Genomic DNA, 14,569 nt, shown 5'->3' with positions numbered 1-14,569 from the left:
AAGGACGCCGGAGCAGCAGGCTCCGGCGTCCGCCTCAGAAGACCTCGATCAGGCCTTCGGCTGGAATGGCTCGGGCCGGCGGCCAGACCCCTGCCGTGCAAGCATCCAGCCGGGATATTCAGGCGCGAGCTCGCTGACCTCGTCCAGCTTCTTCAGGTCGTCTGCATCGAGTTTCAAGTTGACGGCCGCAAGGTTCTGGTCGAGCTGCTCGACGCGCTTGGCCCCGATGATGACCGTCGTCACGAAAGGCTTCGCGAGAATGTAGGCAAGCGCCACGGTCGCGACGCTCGTGGCGTGCTTCCCAGCGATCTCGCGCATGACGGCAACGCAGGCCCAGGCGCGATCCTTGTCGACCGGCGGGAAGTCGAATGAGGCGCGGCGCCCTTCCCCATTGCCGGGTGCTCCCGGCCCATACTTGCCGGATAGAAGCCCGCCAGCCAGCGGCGACCAGACCATCAGACCAAGCTTTTCTTCCTGCATCATCGGCACGATATCGCGTTCGAGATCGCGGCCGGCGATCGAATAATAGGCTTGCACGGTTTCGAAGCGCGCAAAGCCGCGTCGTTCCGAGATGCCAAGCGCCTTGGCGATGCGCCACGCCTGCCAGTTGGAGACACCGATATAACGCACCAGACCGCGTGACACGAGATCGTCGAAGGCCCTCAGCGTCTCGTCGATCGGCGTGACAGTATCGGTGGCGTGTATCTGATAGAGGTCGATATGATCGGTCTGTAGCCGCTTCAGGCTCGCCTCGACCGAATCCATGATGTGGCCACGCGAGGCGCCGCGGTCGTTCGGCTTGTCGCCCATGACGCCGTAGACCTTTGTGGCGATGACAACGTCCTTGCGGGGAACGCTCAGGTTCCTCAGGGCCTGGCCCAGCAGCTTTTCGGATTCGCCGAAGGAATAGACGTCGGCCGTATCGATGAAGTTCACGCCTGATGCAAGCGACCTCTCGACGATCTGGTCGGCAGCCTTCTGGTCGACGTCGGCGATGGAACCCCAGATATTGCCTTCGCTGGCAGCCCCGAAGGTCATGGTGCCGAGGCAGATTTCGGAGACGAATAGCCCCGTATTTCCAAGTTGATTGTAACGCATGGTCGAAGATTTCCTTGTGACGACCGTAGGTAACGCCCACGGACAAATGAATTCATTTTTGGTTATTGGCCTGCGCATGACAGGAACAGCCGGCATGCGGCTGCGCGGGAGGCACTATCGATGTAAGGCGAGACGGCAGCATTTCAACATGCCATGTGCTCGCCCTACACCCCTCGTGATCCCCTTGTTTCGCGTCCATCTTTCAATAGATTCCAATCAGATCACTCGGAGATGGGCGATGACGACTCGCACGCTGACAACCATCGGCTTCGATGCCGACGACACGCTCTGGCAGAATGAGCAATACTACCGGCTGACCGAGGCGCATTTCACCGAATTGCTGGCCGATTATGCTGATGGCCCTAAGGTCTCGGAGCGCTTGCTGGAAGCAGAGAAGCGCAATCTCCGCCACTATGGCTTTGGCATCAAGGGATTTACCCTATCGATGATCGAGACGGCAATCGAGGTCACCGAGGGCAAGGTGCCTGCCAGCGTCATTGCCGGCATCCTCGACACCGGCCGCGATCTGCTTTCCCACCCGGTCGAGACGTTGCCGCATGTGCAGGAGACGCTGGCGGCGCTCTCGGAACACTACCTGCTGGTGATGATAACCAAGGGTGACCTTTTCGATCAGGAGCGCAAGCTGGCGCAGTCCGGGCTCGGCGACTTCTTTCACGCCATCGAGATTGTCTCCGACAAGACCGCTGTGACGTACCGGCGGATCTTCTCCAAGGTCGGCGGCGGTCCGGAACGAGCGATGATGGTCGGCAACTCGCTCAAATCAGACATTGTCCCCGCAATCGCCGCCGGCAGCTACGGTGTCTTCGTGCCGCACGAGTTGACCTGGGTCGTCGAGCATGTCGAGGAACCGAAGGACGCACCGCGCTTTCGCAAGATCGAACATCTCGGAGAACTGCGCGGACTGATCGAAGGCCTGGGCTGACCCGTCGTCACTGCCTTGGGGGAAAGAGAGGCGACGGCGATTGCTTTTCAGCGGGAGCGACCGGCTGCGGCGCCGCCGCTGCCCGAGGCTCAACCAGAATACTGTAGGGTGCGCCCAGCCCGCGGCGCGGCGATACTTTTGAATAATAAGGCCGCAGCAGCCAGGTGGTGTTGTCCTTCACGGTTATGTTGTAGCTGCTGCCATCCTCGTCGGTACCGAAGATCGCCTCCTCATCAGGCGTCGCGAGATCGAATATCGAGAGGAAGGCAAACTTGCTCTTGGTCGAGAAACTGACCTTCACATGCTGGCCCGCCTTGACGGGAAGCGTGTAGACGCGCCCGTTTCCGAACTTCGTCCAACCCTTGAGCTCCATGGTAGCGGCCGGAAACTGCAGCTTCTCGAGTCGCTCGCCGGGCTGCAGTTCCGGTGACTGGGCAAATGCCATCGACGCCACCAGGCAGAAGGCGACGGTTGCCGCGAGCGCCCTCATGGGCGCACCAATGCATCGCGCATCGCCTCGACCTCAACGCGGCAGAAGCAACCTTCGACATGATCGTTGACGAGACCCATTGCCTGCATGAAGGCATAAACTGTGGTCGGACCGACAAACGTCCAGCCGCGCTTCTTCAAATTCTTGGAAATGACGACCGATGTCGGCGTTGTCGGGTTGGCCATGACGGCGGCTCGATCAACCACCTTCGGCCGCTCGTTGTGACCGGGCTCAAAGCTCCAGAAATAGCGCGCGAGTGACCCGAACTCCTGCCGCAGTTCGATCGCACGGCGGGCGTTATTGATCGTCGAAACGATCTTGCCGCGATGGCGCACGATACCGGAATCGGCAAGGCAGCGCTCGATATCGCTATCGTCGAAGAGCGCGACCTTTTCGAAATCGAAGCCGGCAAAGGCAGCGCGGAAATTCTCGCGCTTGCGCAAAATGGTGAGCCAGGAGAGGCCCGACTGGAACCCTTCCAGGCAGATCTTCTCGAAAAGGCGGATGTCATCCGTTACCGGACGTCCCCATTCCTCATCATGATACTTGAGATAATCCGGGAGGTTGGCGTGCCAGTGGCAGCGGCTCTTGCCATCCTCACCGATAATGATGCCCGTATCGCTCATGATCCTACTTCGCTTTCGTGCTGCGAATCCGGCTTTACCATTTGCAAACTCTGTTTCCAAACCGAACGATAACCCTGACGAAAAGTTTATCCGGTGCTTCAGGTTTGAATGAATTCAAATTTACCATTCGCTGGCGGGAAAGATGGCAGCGTGAAGGCAGACGGCCGGTGCCGTCAGTGCATTTTCGGCCATTTGTAGAGAGTCCGTCCGATGATGAAATCCCTTCTGCTCGCCGCAGCGATGCTCGGCGCCTTTTCGACGGCCGCGCTCGGCGACGATCGTTATGCGACGCGCCCACCGGTTGTTCTGAGCCCCGATCTCGCGGAGCCCTGGATCATGCAGTTCGGCGGCAAGGTTCGCCCCGTCGTCTACAAGCAACCGGTCTTTCCGCAACGCGGTCTGTTCACGTCCGGCGCCTTCGGCCGCGCTCCCGCCGCCGCGGCACAACCGGCGTCCGCCATCAATCCCGGCGTTCCTGTCGTCCGCCGCCAGCTTGACCCACAGTATCTGCCGCAGATCGTCAACTACGACACCACGGAGCAGCCCGGCACGATCGTCATCGATACCAACAGCCGCTTCCTCTATCTGGTAATGGACGGCGGTAAGGCACGACGTTACGGCGTCGGCGTAGGCAAGCCGGGCTTCGAATGGGCCGGCGTGCACAAGATCACCCGCAAGTCCGAATGGCCAGACTGGACGCCACCGGCGGAAATGATCGGCCGCGAAGCCGCCAAGGGCCATTATCTCCCGGCGCGCATGGGCGGCGGGCCAGAGAATCCGCTCGGCGCACGTGCCATGTATCTCGGCTCGACCCTCTATCGTATCCACGGCACCAACGCCCCCTGGACGATTGGCAACGCAGTCTCGTCCGGCTGCATTCGGCTGCGCAACGAAGACGTGGTTGACCTTTACGAACGCGTAAAGGTTGGAACTCGCGTCATCGTCATGTAAAGGCTCATCAATACCGGCATGCCGCCAAGAACAGTTGCAATTAAACATCGCACCTGTTTCATTCCGCGCCCGACATCTTGAACTGGACCGAAGTTCGGATAGCTTCGCTCCAGTTTTGCTTTGAGGGAATCAACCATGCTGAAATTCGCGACGGCCCTTGCGGCCGCCGGCCTTCTGGTCTCTTCCATGTCCGCATCGGTGTCGGCGCAGCCGATTACGCCTGCCCATGATGGCGCGCCTGTCGTCCGGGTCGCCGTGCCGCCGAAATCGGTCAAGCCACAGTTCAAACGCCAGCGCGTACACCTCGTCACCAACGAAGCGCCTGGAACGATCATCATCGATACGAACCACAAGTTCCTGTACCTCGTCGAAACGGAGAACCGCGCGACGCGCTATGGCATCGGCGTGGGCCGCGAGGGCTTCGGCTGGTCGGGCGTCGTCAAGATCGGCCGCAAGGCAGAGTGGCCAGGCTGGACGCCGCCCCCTGAAATGCGCGTTCGCGAGGCGGCAAAGGGTCACATCCTCCCGACCTTCCAGGAAGGCGGCGAAGACAATCCGCTCGGCGCCCGCGCCATGTATCTCTACAAGGGCGGCAACGATACGTCCTTCCGCATCCACGGCACCAATCAGCCGTGGTCGATCGGCCTCAACATGTCGTCCGGTTGCATCCGGATGATGAACAAGGATGTGATCGATCTTTATGATCGCGCGCCCGTCGGCACAAAGGTCATCGTCGTTGGTCCCGGCAACAAGCAGGGCGAAGTGAGCTTCGACGATCGCGGCATCGACGTGCTGCGGACGCTGTTCGGCGGCTGAGACAAGCAAACAGGCGGCCGGGCAACCGGTCGCCTATTTCGAGCCGCAGGTGACCTTGCCGGTGGCGGTGAGCGGTTTTGCGCCACCGTCGAGAGCGAATTCATAGGTCCCTGAGAACGTGTTCATCGATTTTCCGCGCTGACCAGCCATCACGATCAGGCTGATCCCCTGGCCATTCGCATCGTCACCACCCTCATAGAAGATCTCCAGCCGCAGTTCGCCGTCATGCGACCAGTGATGTGTCAGGTTTTCTGAACTGACGGCAATCTTCTTGAGTGCCTGCGGAACGTCATCGTTCTTCGCCACCAGAGCGCCGCGAAGATGGTTGAGCTTGCGTCCGCCTCCGGCCTCGAAGCCACTTTCGACCGTAAAGCGCACGTCCTTGTCATCCGCCGAGCAGAAGTAGCGAGTGTCTGCGTGGGCGGCAGTTGCCGCGCCGCAGAAAACCATAAGCGCGAGGATCGTGCGATACATGAGCGGCTCCTGAGATCGCCGGGTAATCCGGCGCGCCGCTAAGCTAAAGGCAAATCCTTTAATTTTTCTGGTACATCCCCGCCATAGGCCCAATCCAGCAATTGCACCGTATGAACGATCGGAATGGCTGTCCCGGTCGCAATCTGCATGATACAGCCGATATTGCCGGTTGCGATCACCTGCGGCTTCGTCGCTTCGATATTCTTGACCTTGCGGGTCTTGAGTACCTCGGAAATATCCGACTGCATGATGTTGTAGGTGCCGGCCGACCCGCAACAGAGGTGGCCTTCCGCGGGATCGCGGACATTGAAGCCGGCCGTCTTCAGCAGTCGCTTGGGCGCTATCGTGATCTTCTGCCCGTGCTGCATCGAGCAGGCAGAATGATAGGCGACGATGATGCCCTTCGGCATCTGTGTCGGAAGCTCGAGCGATACGAGATATTCCGTGATGTCCTTCGCTAGGCCCGATATGCGCGCCGCCTTTTCGGCATAGGCGGGATCGAGCCGCAACAGATGACCGTAGTCCTTGATCGTCGTGCCACAGCCGGAGGCAGTGATGATGATTGCGTCGAGCCCACCCCTTTCGATTTCACGCGTCCACACATCGACATTGGCGCGTGCGCTCGCCAAAGCCTGCTCTTCGCGTCCCATGTGATGGACGAGCGAGCCACAGCAACTTTCCCCCTCGGGAACGACGACTTCGACGCCAAGCCGCGTGAGCAGCCTGATGGTTGCCTCGTTGATCCCGGGATCGAGGACCGGTTGTGCGCAGCCAGTCAAGATCGCGACGCGACCGCGCTTCTCACCAACAGGAGGGTGGCTTGCCGGCGCGGCATAGCTCGAGGCGGGAGGAATACGTCGCGGCGCCAGCGCCAGCATCGCGGCAAATGGTTTCAATGCGGGCGAACGCCTGAGAAGGCCTGCGAACGGCCGCCCCGCCGACGACAGCTTGATCGCGAGGCGAAACCGATCGGGATAGGGCAAAACAGCGGCAAGGATGGCCCGCACGAGCCGGTTCTTGAAAGGACGCTTGTAGGTCTTTTCGATATGCGCCCGTGCGTGGTCGACCAAGTGCATGTAGTCGACGCCGGAGGGACAGGTCGTCACGCAGGCGAGGCACGAGAGACAACGGTCGATATGGGTGACGACCTCCGCGTCCGCCGGGCGCCCGTTTTCCAGCATGTCCTTGATCAGATAGATGCGCCCGCGCGGGCTGTCGAGCTCATTGCCGAGCGTCACATAGGTCGGACAGGTCGCGGTGCAGAAGCCGCAATGGACGCATTTGCGCAGGATCTTCTCGGATTCGGCAACATTGGGGTCGGCAAGCTGGGCGGGCGTGAAATTGGTCTGCATGGCCCTATGCTCCTGCTATCTTCCCGGGATTGAAGATGCGGGCGGGATCGAACTTCAACTTCAGACGCTGCGAGAGCAAGGCCACTGCCTCCTGCTGCGGCTGAAAGGCCGCCGTTATCGCCCGCATCTTCTCCGGGGCGCGGATCAGCGTGGCGTGGCCGCCGCCCAGCGCCTTGATGAAGCGGCGCAAGAGGTCCGCGTCGGCATCTGCCTCCATTCGCATCCAGATCAGCCCGCCCTGCCAGTCGTAGAATGCATCGACGCCGGCTTCCAGGCGAAGGGCTGCGACGAGTTGGTGGCCGACGGTTGGGGCAACGGAGACTCGCCATACAGGCCGCGCCGTGCCGTCGGCATAAGGCGCGACATCCCGGATGTCGTTCCAAAGGCGCACGCTCTCGCTTTGTTCCAGTCGCGTGACCAAGCCGAACACCGCCATGGCCGCGGCGAGCTTGGCTGATCGGGCACCGACGGAGCCCGGCAGGCCCTCGATGCGCAGACACGTCGCCTCACCTCCGGAAAGCGTGCTGTCGAGAAACTTCCAGGAGACAGTCATCGGCAAATGCGCGGCGCCGGAGACCTCGACCGGCAACGCCATCGCCGCTGCCATGGCGTTGGCAGCTTCGGCATCGTTCAATCCCGAGACGACGACGGTCGCTTCGGTTCGCGGTCGCGGCGGCACCCTGAAGGTCACTTCGGTCAGGAACCCCAACGTGCCGTGCGAACCGGCCATCAGCTTGACGAGATCCAACCCGGTCACGTTTTTCATTACGCGACCGCCAGCCTTGATCACCTCGCCCTTGCCATTGATAAAGCTGACGCCAAGCAGGCTATCGCGCGCGGCCCCGGCCACGAAACGACGCGGGCCCGAGACGTTTGCAGCAAAGACGCCGCCGATCGTCGGCTCGCCTGACGTTCCCATGATCGGCCGATGGTCCATGGGCTCGAAGGCCATCATCTGACCGTTCTCGGCCAGTGCGGCTTCGATCTCGGACATTGGTGTTCCCGAGCGTGCGGTCAAGACCATCTCGCCGGGATTATAGGCCGTGATGCCGCTCAGATTGGACGAGCGCAGGCGGCTTTCCGCCACCACCGTATTTCCGAAGCCAGAGCGGGTGTTGCCACCGCAGAGCGCGAGCGGCCTGCCTGCCTGCGCATGGCTGCGGACGATTGCCGCAGCTTCTTCGTTCGTCATAGGCGATAGGTCGATCATGCGGCCGGACGTCCCTCGAGCGGGAAAACCTTGGACGGATTCAGGAGCCAGGCCGGATCGAACGCAGCGCGTGCGGCCATCTGCTGTGCCAAGTCCGCCTCGGAATACTGATGGCGCATCAGGTCACGCTTTTCGATGCCGACGCCATGTTCGCCCGTGAGACAGCCGCCTGCGTCGACACAGAGCTTCAGGATCTCCATGCCCGCCGCCTCGGCGCGCGCGGCATCTTCCGGATCATTGGCATTGAAGAGGATCAGCGGATGCATGTTGCCATCGCCGGCATGGAACACATTGGCGACGCGAAGCCCATGGCGATCGATGATTTCAGAGGTTTTCTTCAGCACGTAGGAAAGCTGGCTGAGCGGCACGGTGCCGTCCATGCAGATATAGTCGGCAACGCGCCCGGTGGCGCCGAAGGCCGACTTCCGGCCTTTCCAGATCAGCGCCGCCTCGGTTGCCGACTGGCATTCGCGGACGGTTTTCACGCCATGCCTGCGCGCGATTTCGACGATGCTCTTCAGCATGTCGTCCATTTCCGCTTCCGATCCCTCGACCTCCACGATCAACAGCGCACCGACATCCAAGGGATAGCCGGCCTTGGCAAAGGCTTCGCAGATTTCGATCGCAGGCTTGTCCATGAATTCGATGGCAACGGGAATGATACCCGCAGCGATAATATCGGCGACGCAGGACCCTGCCTCCTCGGAGGTATCGAAGCCGAACAGGACCGGCCGCGCGCCCTCGGGCTTGGCGATCAGCCGGACGGTCGCTTCCGTGACAATCCCAAGCTGGCCTTCGTGTCCGCAAACCAACCCAAGCAGGTCATAGCCTCCGGCATCCAACGCCTTGCCCCCGAGATCTATGACGGTGCCATCCGTCAGGACCATCTTTACACCGAGCAAGTTATTGGTCGTCACGCCATACTTCAGACAGTGCGCGCCGCCGGAATTCATGCCGATATTGCCGCCGATCGTGCAGGCCAGCTGCGAGCTCGGATCGGGCGCATAGAAGAAGCCGTCCGCGGCGACGGATTCCGAGATATTCAGATTGGTCACGCCCGCTTCGACGACCGCCACGCGGTTGGGCAGATCGATGTCGAGAATGCGGTTCATCTTGGAAACGCAGACGACGACCGCATCCTCCTGCGGAATCGCTCCGCCCGAGAGTGACGTACCGGCGCCGCGCGGCACTACCGGGACCCCATAGCGGTGACAGTATTTCATGACGGCGGCCACTTCCGCGGTCGTTCGCGGCAGGGCAACCGCCAGCGGCATCCGGCGATAGGAAACGAAGGCATCGGTCTCAAACGGCATCAGTTCGCGCGCCTCATGCACCAGGCATTCCGGCGGCAGCAGGTCGACAAGATCGGCGACGATCTGCCGGCGGCGGGCAAGTACGTCGGCACGCGGGGCGAGAAACGAAATGGTGTCGGACATAGCTCTCTCCCTTCGCCGGCGGCAGCGAAAACCGGACGCATCCTCCGCGGTGCCAGCTCAATCGGGCTTAGCACTTTCCCCATTATGGCGCAAATGCTAAGCACTTATTCCAAAAGGACAAACAATCAAAACGCATGACCAATCTGGGTGACCTCGAAATTTTCGCAAAAGTCGTTTCGACAGGGAGCATGTCGCTTGCCGGTAGGGCGCTCGGCTTTTCGCCGGCCGTGGTCTCCAAACGCATCAAGCGGCTAGAAGATCGGCTGGGCACGCGACTCCTGCAACGCACGACGCGGCAGATCTCGCTGACAGAGGCGGGCCAGGGCTTCTACGATCGGGTGCTCGGCATTCTCGCCGGTATCGAGGAGGCGGAATACTACATTTCCGGGCGCTCCGCGCAGATGCAGGGAACTCTGAAAGTGACGGCGCCGACCTCGTTCGGACGCACGCATATCGCCCCTCATCTGAAGTCCTTCATGGACATGCATTCGGGGCTTGCGATCAATCTGGTGCTCAGCGACGAATTCACTGACATCGTGGGCGAAGGCTTCGACCTTGCCATCCGGATTGCGGAACTTACCGACTCGAGTCTTGTCGCGCGGCGACTTGCACCGGTCAGACGCCTGCTTTGCGCCTCCCCGGATTATCTCGCCGCCAACGGCACACCGGAAACGATCGAAGACCTCAAGCAACACCGCTGCCTGCCCGCGCACAACAACGACGCCTGGCGGCTGGAAGGACCCGAAGGCCCGCTTTCCCTGCGACCGGAAGGGATGTTGGTGACGAACTCCAGCGAGGTGGTGCGGGAGGCTGTCATATCGGGGCTCGGGATCGCGCTGCGCTCCACCTGGGACATCAGCCGCGAACTCAGGGATGGCCGGTTGGTCCACATCCTTCCCGCCTACGAGGGATCGCGCAACGTGACGCTTTCCGCGGTTTATCCGAGCCGCCAATTCCTGCCCGCCAAGGTGCGGCTATTCATCGACTACCTCGCCGAAGTCTACGGGCCGGTTCCCTACTGGGAACGCTAGGGGCTTTCACCGGTCAGTTCGCCAGCCTCTCGATGACGAGATCAAGCAGTGCCCGCAAGCGAGCCTACCGTTTCATGTCCCGGTGATAGCCGATCCGAATCCAAGGAAAAGCCGCCAGTTAAAGGTGTTTTACCCCTTGTGTTCTTTCATTGGAGGAAACGCATGTCCCAGTTCACAACGATGAAGGCGCTCCTGATTGACGCGCCGAAGGCCGATTTCCGTCTCGCCGAGGTCGCCAAGCCGGCGCCGCGAGAGGGTGAGGTTCTGGTCCGCATCAAGGCAAGCGGCGTCAATCCGCTGGACACCAAGATCCGCGCCGGCAATGCCGCCCATGCTCGGCATCCGTTTCCGGCCGTTCTTGGCATTGATCTGGCTGGCGTCGTCGAGCAGGTCGGCCCCGGCGTCACCGAGTTCCACCGCGGCGACGAAGTCTATGGCATGACCGGTGGCATCGGCGGCATCCAGGGCTCGCTGGCTGAATTCGCCGCGGTCGACGCCAGGCTGATTGCGCCGAAGCCCCAAAATCTCTCGATGCGGGAAGCAGCAGCCCTGCCGCTGATCGCAATCACTGCCTGGGAAGGGCTGGTCGATCGCGCCAATGTCCGCAAGGGCCAGCAGGTTCTCGTCCTCGGCGCCGGCGGCGGCGTTGGGCACATTGCGGTACAGATCGCGAAAGCCGCAGGCGCTGATGTGTTTGCGGTCGACGGCGCCGCCAAGGCGGATTACCTCGCAAGCCTCGGAGCAACGCCGATCGACTACAGAGTAGAGACTGTGACGGGTTATGTCGGCAGTCACACCGGCGGCAAAGGCTTCGACATCGTCTACGACACCGTCGGCGGTCCCGGCCTCGATGGGGCCTTCCAGGCGGTCGGACGATTCGGTCACGTCGTCAGCGCGCTCGGATGGGGAACGCATGCGCTTGCCCCGCTGTCGTTCAAAGCGGCGAGCTATTCGGGTGTCTTCACACTGCTGCCGCTTCTGACCGGCGAAGGGCGCAGCCACCATGGCGAGATCCTGAGGGAGGTCGGCAAACTCGTCGAGGCAGGAAAGGTGATGCCGAGGCTGGACGCGCGCCGCTTCGGACTTTCAGATGTCGCCGAAGCCCACGCGTTGATCGAAAGCCGCCAGGCAAGCGGCAAGCTGGTGGTGGAGATTGCCTGAAATTTGGGGGTGCGCGGCGGATTCTCGCCGCGCCCGTCACTTATCGCGCCAGATCGAGATAGGCGCTTGCCACCATGGCATCGATATCTGCAGGCACCGGTACGATACAGCTCTCGGCGCCGACTTCGCGCCTGGCGACACGCTCAAGGCAGCGCGCCTGCAGCGTGAAACCAAGATCCATCGATTCGACGGAATTGCCGAGCGGCCGGGGGCCGGCAAGGTTTGCCATATGTCCGCCGCCGAGAATATGGAAGCACCGACCATCCTTCAGGTGCAAGGTCTCGATATGATCCGCCTCGTAGCGATCGATCCGCACGACATCGGGGTGCTGCCGAAATGCGGCGACGTCGATCTCATGCGGGAAATGCCCACCGTTCATCAGGATCGTGCCATCCTTTATCAGCGTAAGGTCGGCGGCGGTGACGATCGCGGGAAAGCCCGTAACGGTGACAAGCACGTCGGCTGAGGCAATCGCCTCGTTGCGCAGCGGGGTAGAAAATCCGTCAAGATGTGCCTCCAGCGTTGTCACCGGATCGATATCAACGACGCTGACCGTTGAAAACGCGTTGCGGAAGCAGGCCGCTGTCCCCTTCCCGCAGGCGCCGTAACCGAAGACCGTCACACGCTTGCCGTTGGTCGAGCGGTTGGTGAAGCGCATGTAGCTTTCGAAAAGGCTCTGGCCCACCGCATGTCGGTTTTCGGCGAACTGCTTGATCGGGCTGTCGTTGATGATCAGGATCGGCATGTTCAATTTTGCCCGCATCGGCAGCAGGCGTGTGCGGCCTGATGTCGTTTCCTCGGTGCCGCCGAGAAGGCTGGCGTAAGGAGCCGTGGCCGCGATCGCAAAGAGGTCGCCGCCATTGTCGAGCAGCAGATCCGGCTTTTCAGCGACGATCGCCTCCAGGCTCTTATGATGCGCGACGGGGTCCGTCGTTTGGGTCGCGAACACGGTGATCTCCTGCGAGCGGAGAAACTCGACGGTCGACGGCTGCGTGCTGTTCAGGTTTCCGGTGCAAACGAGCCGTGCGCCGCCGGCCTTGAGTGTCATCAGCAGCGCCACGGTCTTCGGCTCCAAATGGATGCCGGTGCCGATGGTCAGACCGGCGAACGGTTGCGTCTTCTCGAACTCCGCCGCCGTTGCCCTGAGCAATCGGCAGCTGCCACCGATCCATTCGATGCGCGTTGCGTTTCTCTGCATGTGTCCCACGTCCTTCTGCTCTCAACGCAGTGTTAGACCTGGCAACGGCTTTCGGCCATGGAGATAATTCTTCGCAATAGGGCAGAAAATCTGCCCTATTGCTTCGACACGTCGGAGCGACGCAGCCAGTCCCGGAGAGCGATGAACGCCGGCCTCTTGGCATCGGCATTGCGGCAAGACAGGCTATAGCCCGCGGGTCGGCGAACGAAGCCATAGGGTGCCGCAAGCACATTGCGCTGCAAATCATCCTCGATGGCGGCGCGCGGCGCGAGCACGACACCCACGCCCGATCGCGCCGCTCCGAGTGCGAGCAGCAAATCTTCAAACTCCTGCTTGCGCCGGAAGATGACGGCCTGGGTACCGCTTTCGGCAAACCACTCCTGCCAGAGGGTTGGCGCGCTGCGGCTAACAAGAGCGGTGCTCTCCACCATTCTCGCGGGATTGTCGGCGATCCTTGCCGCAAGATCCGGCATGGCAACGGGTCCGAACTCATCCTCCATGAATTTGACCGCGGTCACGCCTGCGGCCGGCCGGTATTCACCGCCCATAATGACCGCATCGAGCTCCGGATGCAGCGACAAGGGTTCGACAATCGACATCGGCACGATATCGACATCCACGCCATCAAGCGCTGATTGCATATTTGCAAGTCGCGGCATAAGCCACCATATAGCAAAGGCCGATGGCACGCCGAGGCGGACGCGGCGCTGCTCACGTCCAACAAAGTCTGCCGCGGCGCGTTCGAGCAGAACAAGGGCTGCATTGGAGGCTTCCGCAAACTCGGTTGCCTTCGCCGTTGCAGCCAATTTTCTGCCATCGCGCTCGAACAGTTTCTCGCCGAAATAGTTTTCAAGGATCGAGATCTGCTGACGCACGGCGCCGCGCACGACACCGAGTTCTGCGGCAGCACCGAGAATGCTGCCATGCCGGTAAACGGCTTCGAAGGCACGGATCGCTTTTAGGGGAGGAAGACGCATGGTTACCACACTGCGGACATAACAGTGCACTACATTATGCACTCGTTGATTGAAATACAGGACAGGCGCATATTGAACGCCTGTGCATTGGCGGAATCAGGATAGTATCTGGCGGATTTTTTGTTACCCGGCGAAACAAAAAGTTCCTATTGATGGCAATCAAATCCGTGCAAAACGCATGAAGTGCTTATGGATCGCGCAAGCTTTCCAGCGGATACTAATATAGACGACTCACTCCAATAAAAATGCAAAGGTGACCCGACCGTTGACTCTTCTTGCCCGCCTCGCTTCAGACGTTCAGCTCATGTTTCGGCGCCCCCCGCGTCAACAATATGCTGCGCTCTGCTACCGGGTCAAAAAGAAGACCAACGATGTTGAAGTACTTTTGCTAACCAGCCGTGATACCGGCCGCTGGGTTATCCCCAAGGGATGGCCGATGGACGGACGCTGCTCCTATGAGGTCGCAGCCCGCGAGGCATTCGAGGAAGCCGGCGTTCGTGGGACTATCGAGCACCAAACGCTTGGCGCCTACTCCTATCCCAAGATGCTGAAGAACGGCTTGAAGGTCACCTGCAAGGTTCAAGTCTATGCGCTTGAGGTCTCGGAGATGTCCAAGAACTTCAAGGAAAAGGGCGAACGCAAGACGGAGTGGGTCTCCTGCGACGAGGCAGTGAAGCGCGTCCACGAGCCCGAACTTCGCAGTCTCTTTTTGCAGTTTAAACGCCGTATGACGGAACAGCTCGCCGCAAGGTCGCCAAGGCAAATTCCAGCGGAATGAATACTGCCATCTTGCGCTGCTAAACTTG

At 60.9% G+C, this 14,569-nt stretch carries 15 protein-coding genes; 6 read left to right on the top strand and 9 right to left on the bottom strand.

Going from position 1 to position 14,569, the window contains the following annotated elements; genetic code table 11:
- Window positions 1-48 precede the first annotated feature (48 nt).
- A complete protein-coding gene (locus NBG89_RS02055) occupies window positions 49-1,098 on the bottom strand; it encodes an aldo/keto reductase (RefSeq protein WP_431321501.1) in 1,050 nt (349 codons plus the stop codon).
- 238 nt (window positions 1,099-1,336) lie between these two features.
- On the opposite strand from NBG89_RS02055, the gene NBG89_RS02050 reads away from it, so the two are divergent.
- Window positions 1,337-2,041 carry an HAD family hydrolase gene (locus NBG89_RS02050; protein WP_431321500.1) on the top strand — a complete coding sequence of 235 codons (705 nt, stop codon included), beginning with the start codon at window positions 1,337-1,339 and terminating at the stop codon, window positions 2,039-2,041.
- 7 nt (window positions 2,042-2,048) lie between these two features.
- Here the strand turns inward: NBG89_RS02050 and NBG89_RS02045 are convergent, their stop codons facing one another.
- The gene (locus NBG89_RS02045; protein ID WP_431321499.1) at window positions 2,049-2,531 is read right to left on the bottom strand and encodes a hypothetical protein; all 483 of its coding nucleotides are present in this window, start codon (window positions 2,529-2,531) and stop codon (window positions 2,049-2,051) included.
- Window positions 2,528-3,157, bottom strand: coding sequence for a DNA-3-methyladenine glycosylase I (locus NBG89_RS02040; RefSeq protein WP_431321498.1), 630 nt, complete (start codon window positions 3,155-3,157; stop codon window positions 2,528-2,530). Before NBG89_RS02040 ends, NBG89_RS02045 begins: the two co-directional genes overlap by 4 nt.
- Before the next feature lie 210 nt (window positions 3,158-3,367).
- Between NBG89_RS02040 and NBG89_RS02035 the strand changes: the two genes are divergently transcribed.
- Entirely contained in the window at window positions 3,368-4,108 is a 741-nt protein-coding gene (locus NBG89_RS02035) for a L,D-transpeptidase (RefSeq protein ID WP_431321497.1), read from the top strand.
- A 135-nt stretch (window positions 4,109-4,243) separates the two neighbouring features.
- Window positions 4,244-4,924, top strand: coding sequence for a L,D-transpeptidase (locus NBG89_RS02030; RefSeq protein WP_088694645.1), 681 nt, complete (start codon window positions 4,244-4,246; stop codon window positions 4,922-4,924).
- Window positions 4,925-4,957: 33 nt separating this feature from the next.
- On the opposite strand, the gene NBG89_RS02025 is transcribed toward NBG89_RS02030, so the two are convergent.
- Genes NBG89_RS02025 through NBG89_RS02010 form a run of 4 tightly spaced genes read right to left on the bottom strand, consistent with a single transcriptional unit; the run spans window position 4,958 to window position 9,396 of the window.
- Window positions 4,958-5,398 (bottom strand): hypothetical protein, encoded by a 441-nt coding sequence (locus NBG89_RS02025; RefSeq protein WP_431321496.1) that lies wholly within the window; start codon window positions 5,396-5,398, stop codon window positions 4,958-4,960.
- Between the two features lie 38 nt (window positions 5,399-5,436).
- On the bottom strand, window positions 5,437-6,750 hold the full coding sequence (glcF, locus tag NBG89_RS02020; RefSeq protein WP_431321495.1) for a glycolate oxidase subunit GlcF: 1,314 nt from the start codon (window positions 6,748-6,750) through the stop codon (window positions 5,437-5,439).
- 4 nt (window positions 6,751-6,754) lie between these two features.
- A complete protein-coding gene (locus NBG89_RS02015; RefSeq protein WP_431321494.1) occupies window positions 6,755-7,960 on the bottom strand; it encodes an FAD-binding protein in 1,206 nt (401 codons plus the stop codon).
- Window positions 7,957-9,396, bottom strand: a complete 1,440-nt coding sequence (locus NBG89_RS02010; RefSeq protein WP_431321493.1) for an FAD-linked oxidase C-terminal domain-containing protein — start codon at window positions 9,394-9,396, stop codon at window positions 7,957-7,959. The genes NBG89_RS02015 and NBG89_RS02010 overlap by 4 nt, the downstream gene beginning before the upstream one ends.
- A 134-nt stretch (window positions 9,397-9,530) precedes the next feature.
- Between NBG89_RS02010 and NBG89_RS02005 the strand changes: the two genes are divergently transcribed.
- Window positions 9,531-10,427, top strand: a complete 897-nt coding sequence (locus tag NBG89_RS02005; protein WP_431321492.1) for a LysR family transcriptional regulator — start codon at window positions 9,531-9,533, stop codon at window positions 10,425-10,427.
- Between the two features lie 162 nt (window positions 10,428-10,589).
- Window positions 10,590-11,588, top strand: a complete 999-nt coding sequence (locus tag NBG89_RS02000; RefSeq protein ID WP_431321491.1) for a zinc-dependent alcohol dehydrogenase family protein — start codon at window positions 10,590-10,592, stop codon at window positions 11,586-11,588.
- 40 nt (window positions 11,589-11,628) lie between these two features.
- Here the strand turns inward: NBG89_RS02000 and NBG89_RS01995 are convergent, their stop codons facing one another.
- On the bottom strand, window positions 11,629-12,786 hold the full coding sequence (locus NBG89_RS01995; RefSeq protein ID WP_431321490.1) for an adenosylhomocysteinase: 1,158 nt from the start codon (window positions 12,784-12,786) through the stop codon (window positions 11,629-11,631).
- A gap of 95 nt (window positions 12,787-12,881) precedes the next feature.
- Window positions 12,882-13,763 (bottom strand): LysR substrate-binding domain-containing protein, encoded by an 882-nt coding sequence (locus tag NBG89_RS01990; protein WP_431321489.1) that lies wholly within the window; start codon window positions 13,761-13,763, stop codon window positions 12,882-12,884.
- Window positions 13,764-14,028: 265 nt separating this feature from the next.
- Here NBG89_RS01990 and NBG89_RS01985 point away from each other — a divergent pair, with 265 nt between their 5' ends.
- The gene (locus NBG89_RS01985; protein WP_431321488.1) at window positions 14,029-14,541 is read left to right on the top strand and encodes an NUDIX hydrolase; all 513 of its coding nucleotides are present in this window, start codon (window positions 14,029-14,031) and stop codon (window positions 14,539-14,541) included.
- The last annotated feature ends 28 nt before the right edge of the window (window positions 14,542-14,569 follow it).

This window comes from Rhizobium sp. YTU87027 (assembly GCF_050644135.1).
Lineage (GTDB): Bacteria > Pseudomonadota > Alphaproteobacteria > Rhizobiales > Rhizobiaceae > Rhizobium.
This window is presented reverse-complemented; position numbering and strand designations above follow the sequence as displayed.

Bases quoted from the DNA above. Each gene is read 5' to 3' on its own strand.
- NBG89_RS02055 (WP_431321501.1), bottom strand. From the start codon at position 1,098: ATGCGTTACAATCAACTTGGAAATACGGGGCTATTCGTCTCCGAAATC.
- NBG89_RS02050 (WP_431321500.1), top strand. From the start codon at position 1,337: ATGACGACTCGCACGCTGACAACCATCGGCTTCGATGCCGACGACACG.
- NBG89_RS02045 (WP_431321499.1), bottom strand. From the start codon at position 2,531: ATGAGGGCGCTCGCGGCAACCGTCGCCTTCTGCCTGGTGGCGTCGATG.
- NBG89_RS02040 (WP_431321498.1), bottom strand. From the start codon at position 3,157: ATGAGCGATACGGGCATCATTATCGGTGAGGATGGCAAGAGCCGCTGC.
- NBG89_RS02035 (WP_431321497.1), top strand. From the start codon at position 3,368: ATGATGAAATCCCTTCTGCTCGCCGCAGCGATGCTCGGCGCCTTTTCG.
- NBG89_RS02030 (WP_088694645.1), top strand. From the start codon at position 4,244: ATGCTGAAATTCGCGACGGCCCTTGCGGCCGCCGGCCTTCTGGTCTCT.
- NBG89_RS02025 (WP_431321496.1), bottom strand. From the start codon at position 5,398: ATGTATCGCACGATCCTCGCGCTTATGGTTTTCTGCGGCGCGGCAACT.
- glcF (WP_431321495.1), bottom strand. From the start codon at position 6,750: ATGCAGACCAATTTCACGCCCGCCCAGCTTGCCGACCCCAATGTTGCC.
- NBG89_RS02015 (WP_431321494.1), bottom strand. From the start codon at position 7,960: ATGATCGACCTATCGCCTATGACGAACGAAGAAGCTGCGGCAATCGTC.
- NBG89_RS02010 (WP_431321493.1), bottom strand. From the start codon at position 9,396: ATGTCCGACACCATTTCGTTTCTCGCCCCGCGTGCCGACGTACTTGCC.
- NBG89_RS02005 (WP_431321492.1), top strand. From the start codon at position 9,531: ATGACCAATCTGGGTGACCTCGAAATTTTCGCAAAAGTCGTTTCGACA.
- NBG89_RS02000 (WP_431321491.1), top strand. From the start codon at position 10,590: ATGTCCCAGTTCACAACGATGAAGGCGCTCCTGATTGACGCGCCGAAG.
- NBG89_RS01995 (WP_431321490.1), bottom strand. From the start codon at position 12,786: ATGCAGAGAAACGCAACGCGCATCGAATGGATCGGTGGCAGCTGCCGA.
- NBG89_RS01990 (WP_431321489.1), bottom strand. From the start codon at position 13,763: ATGCGTCTTCCTCCCCTAAAAGCGATCCGTGCCTTCGAAGCCGTTTAC.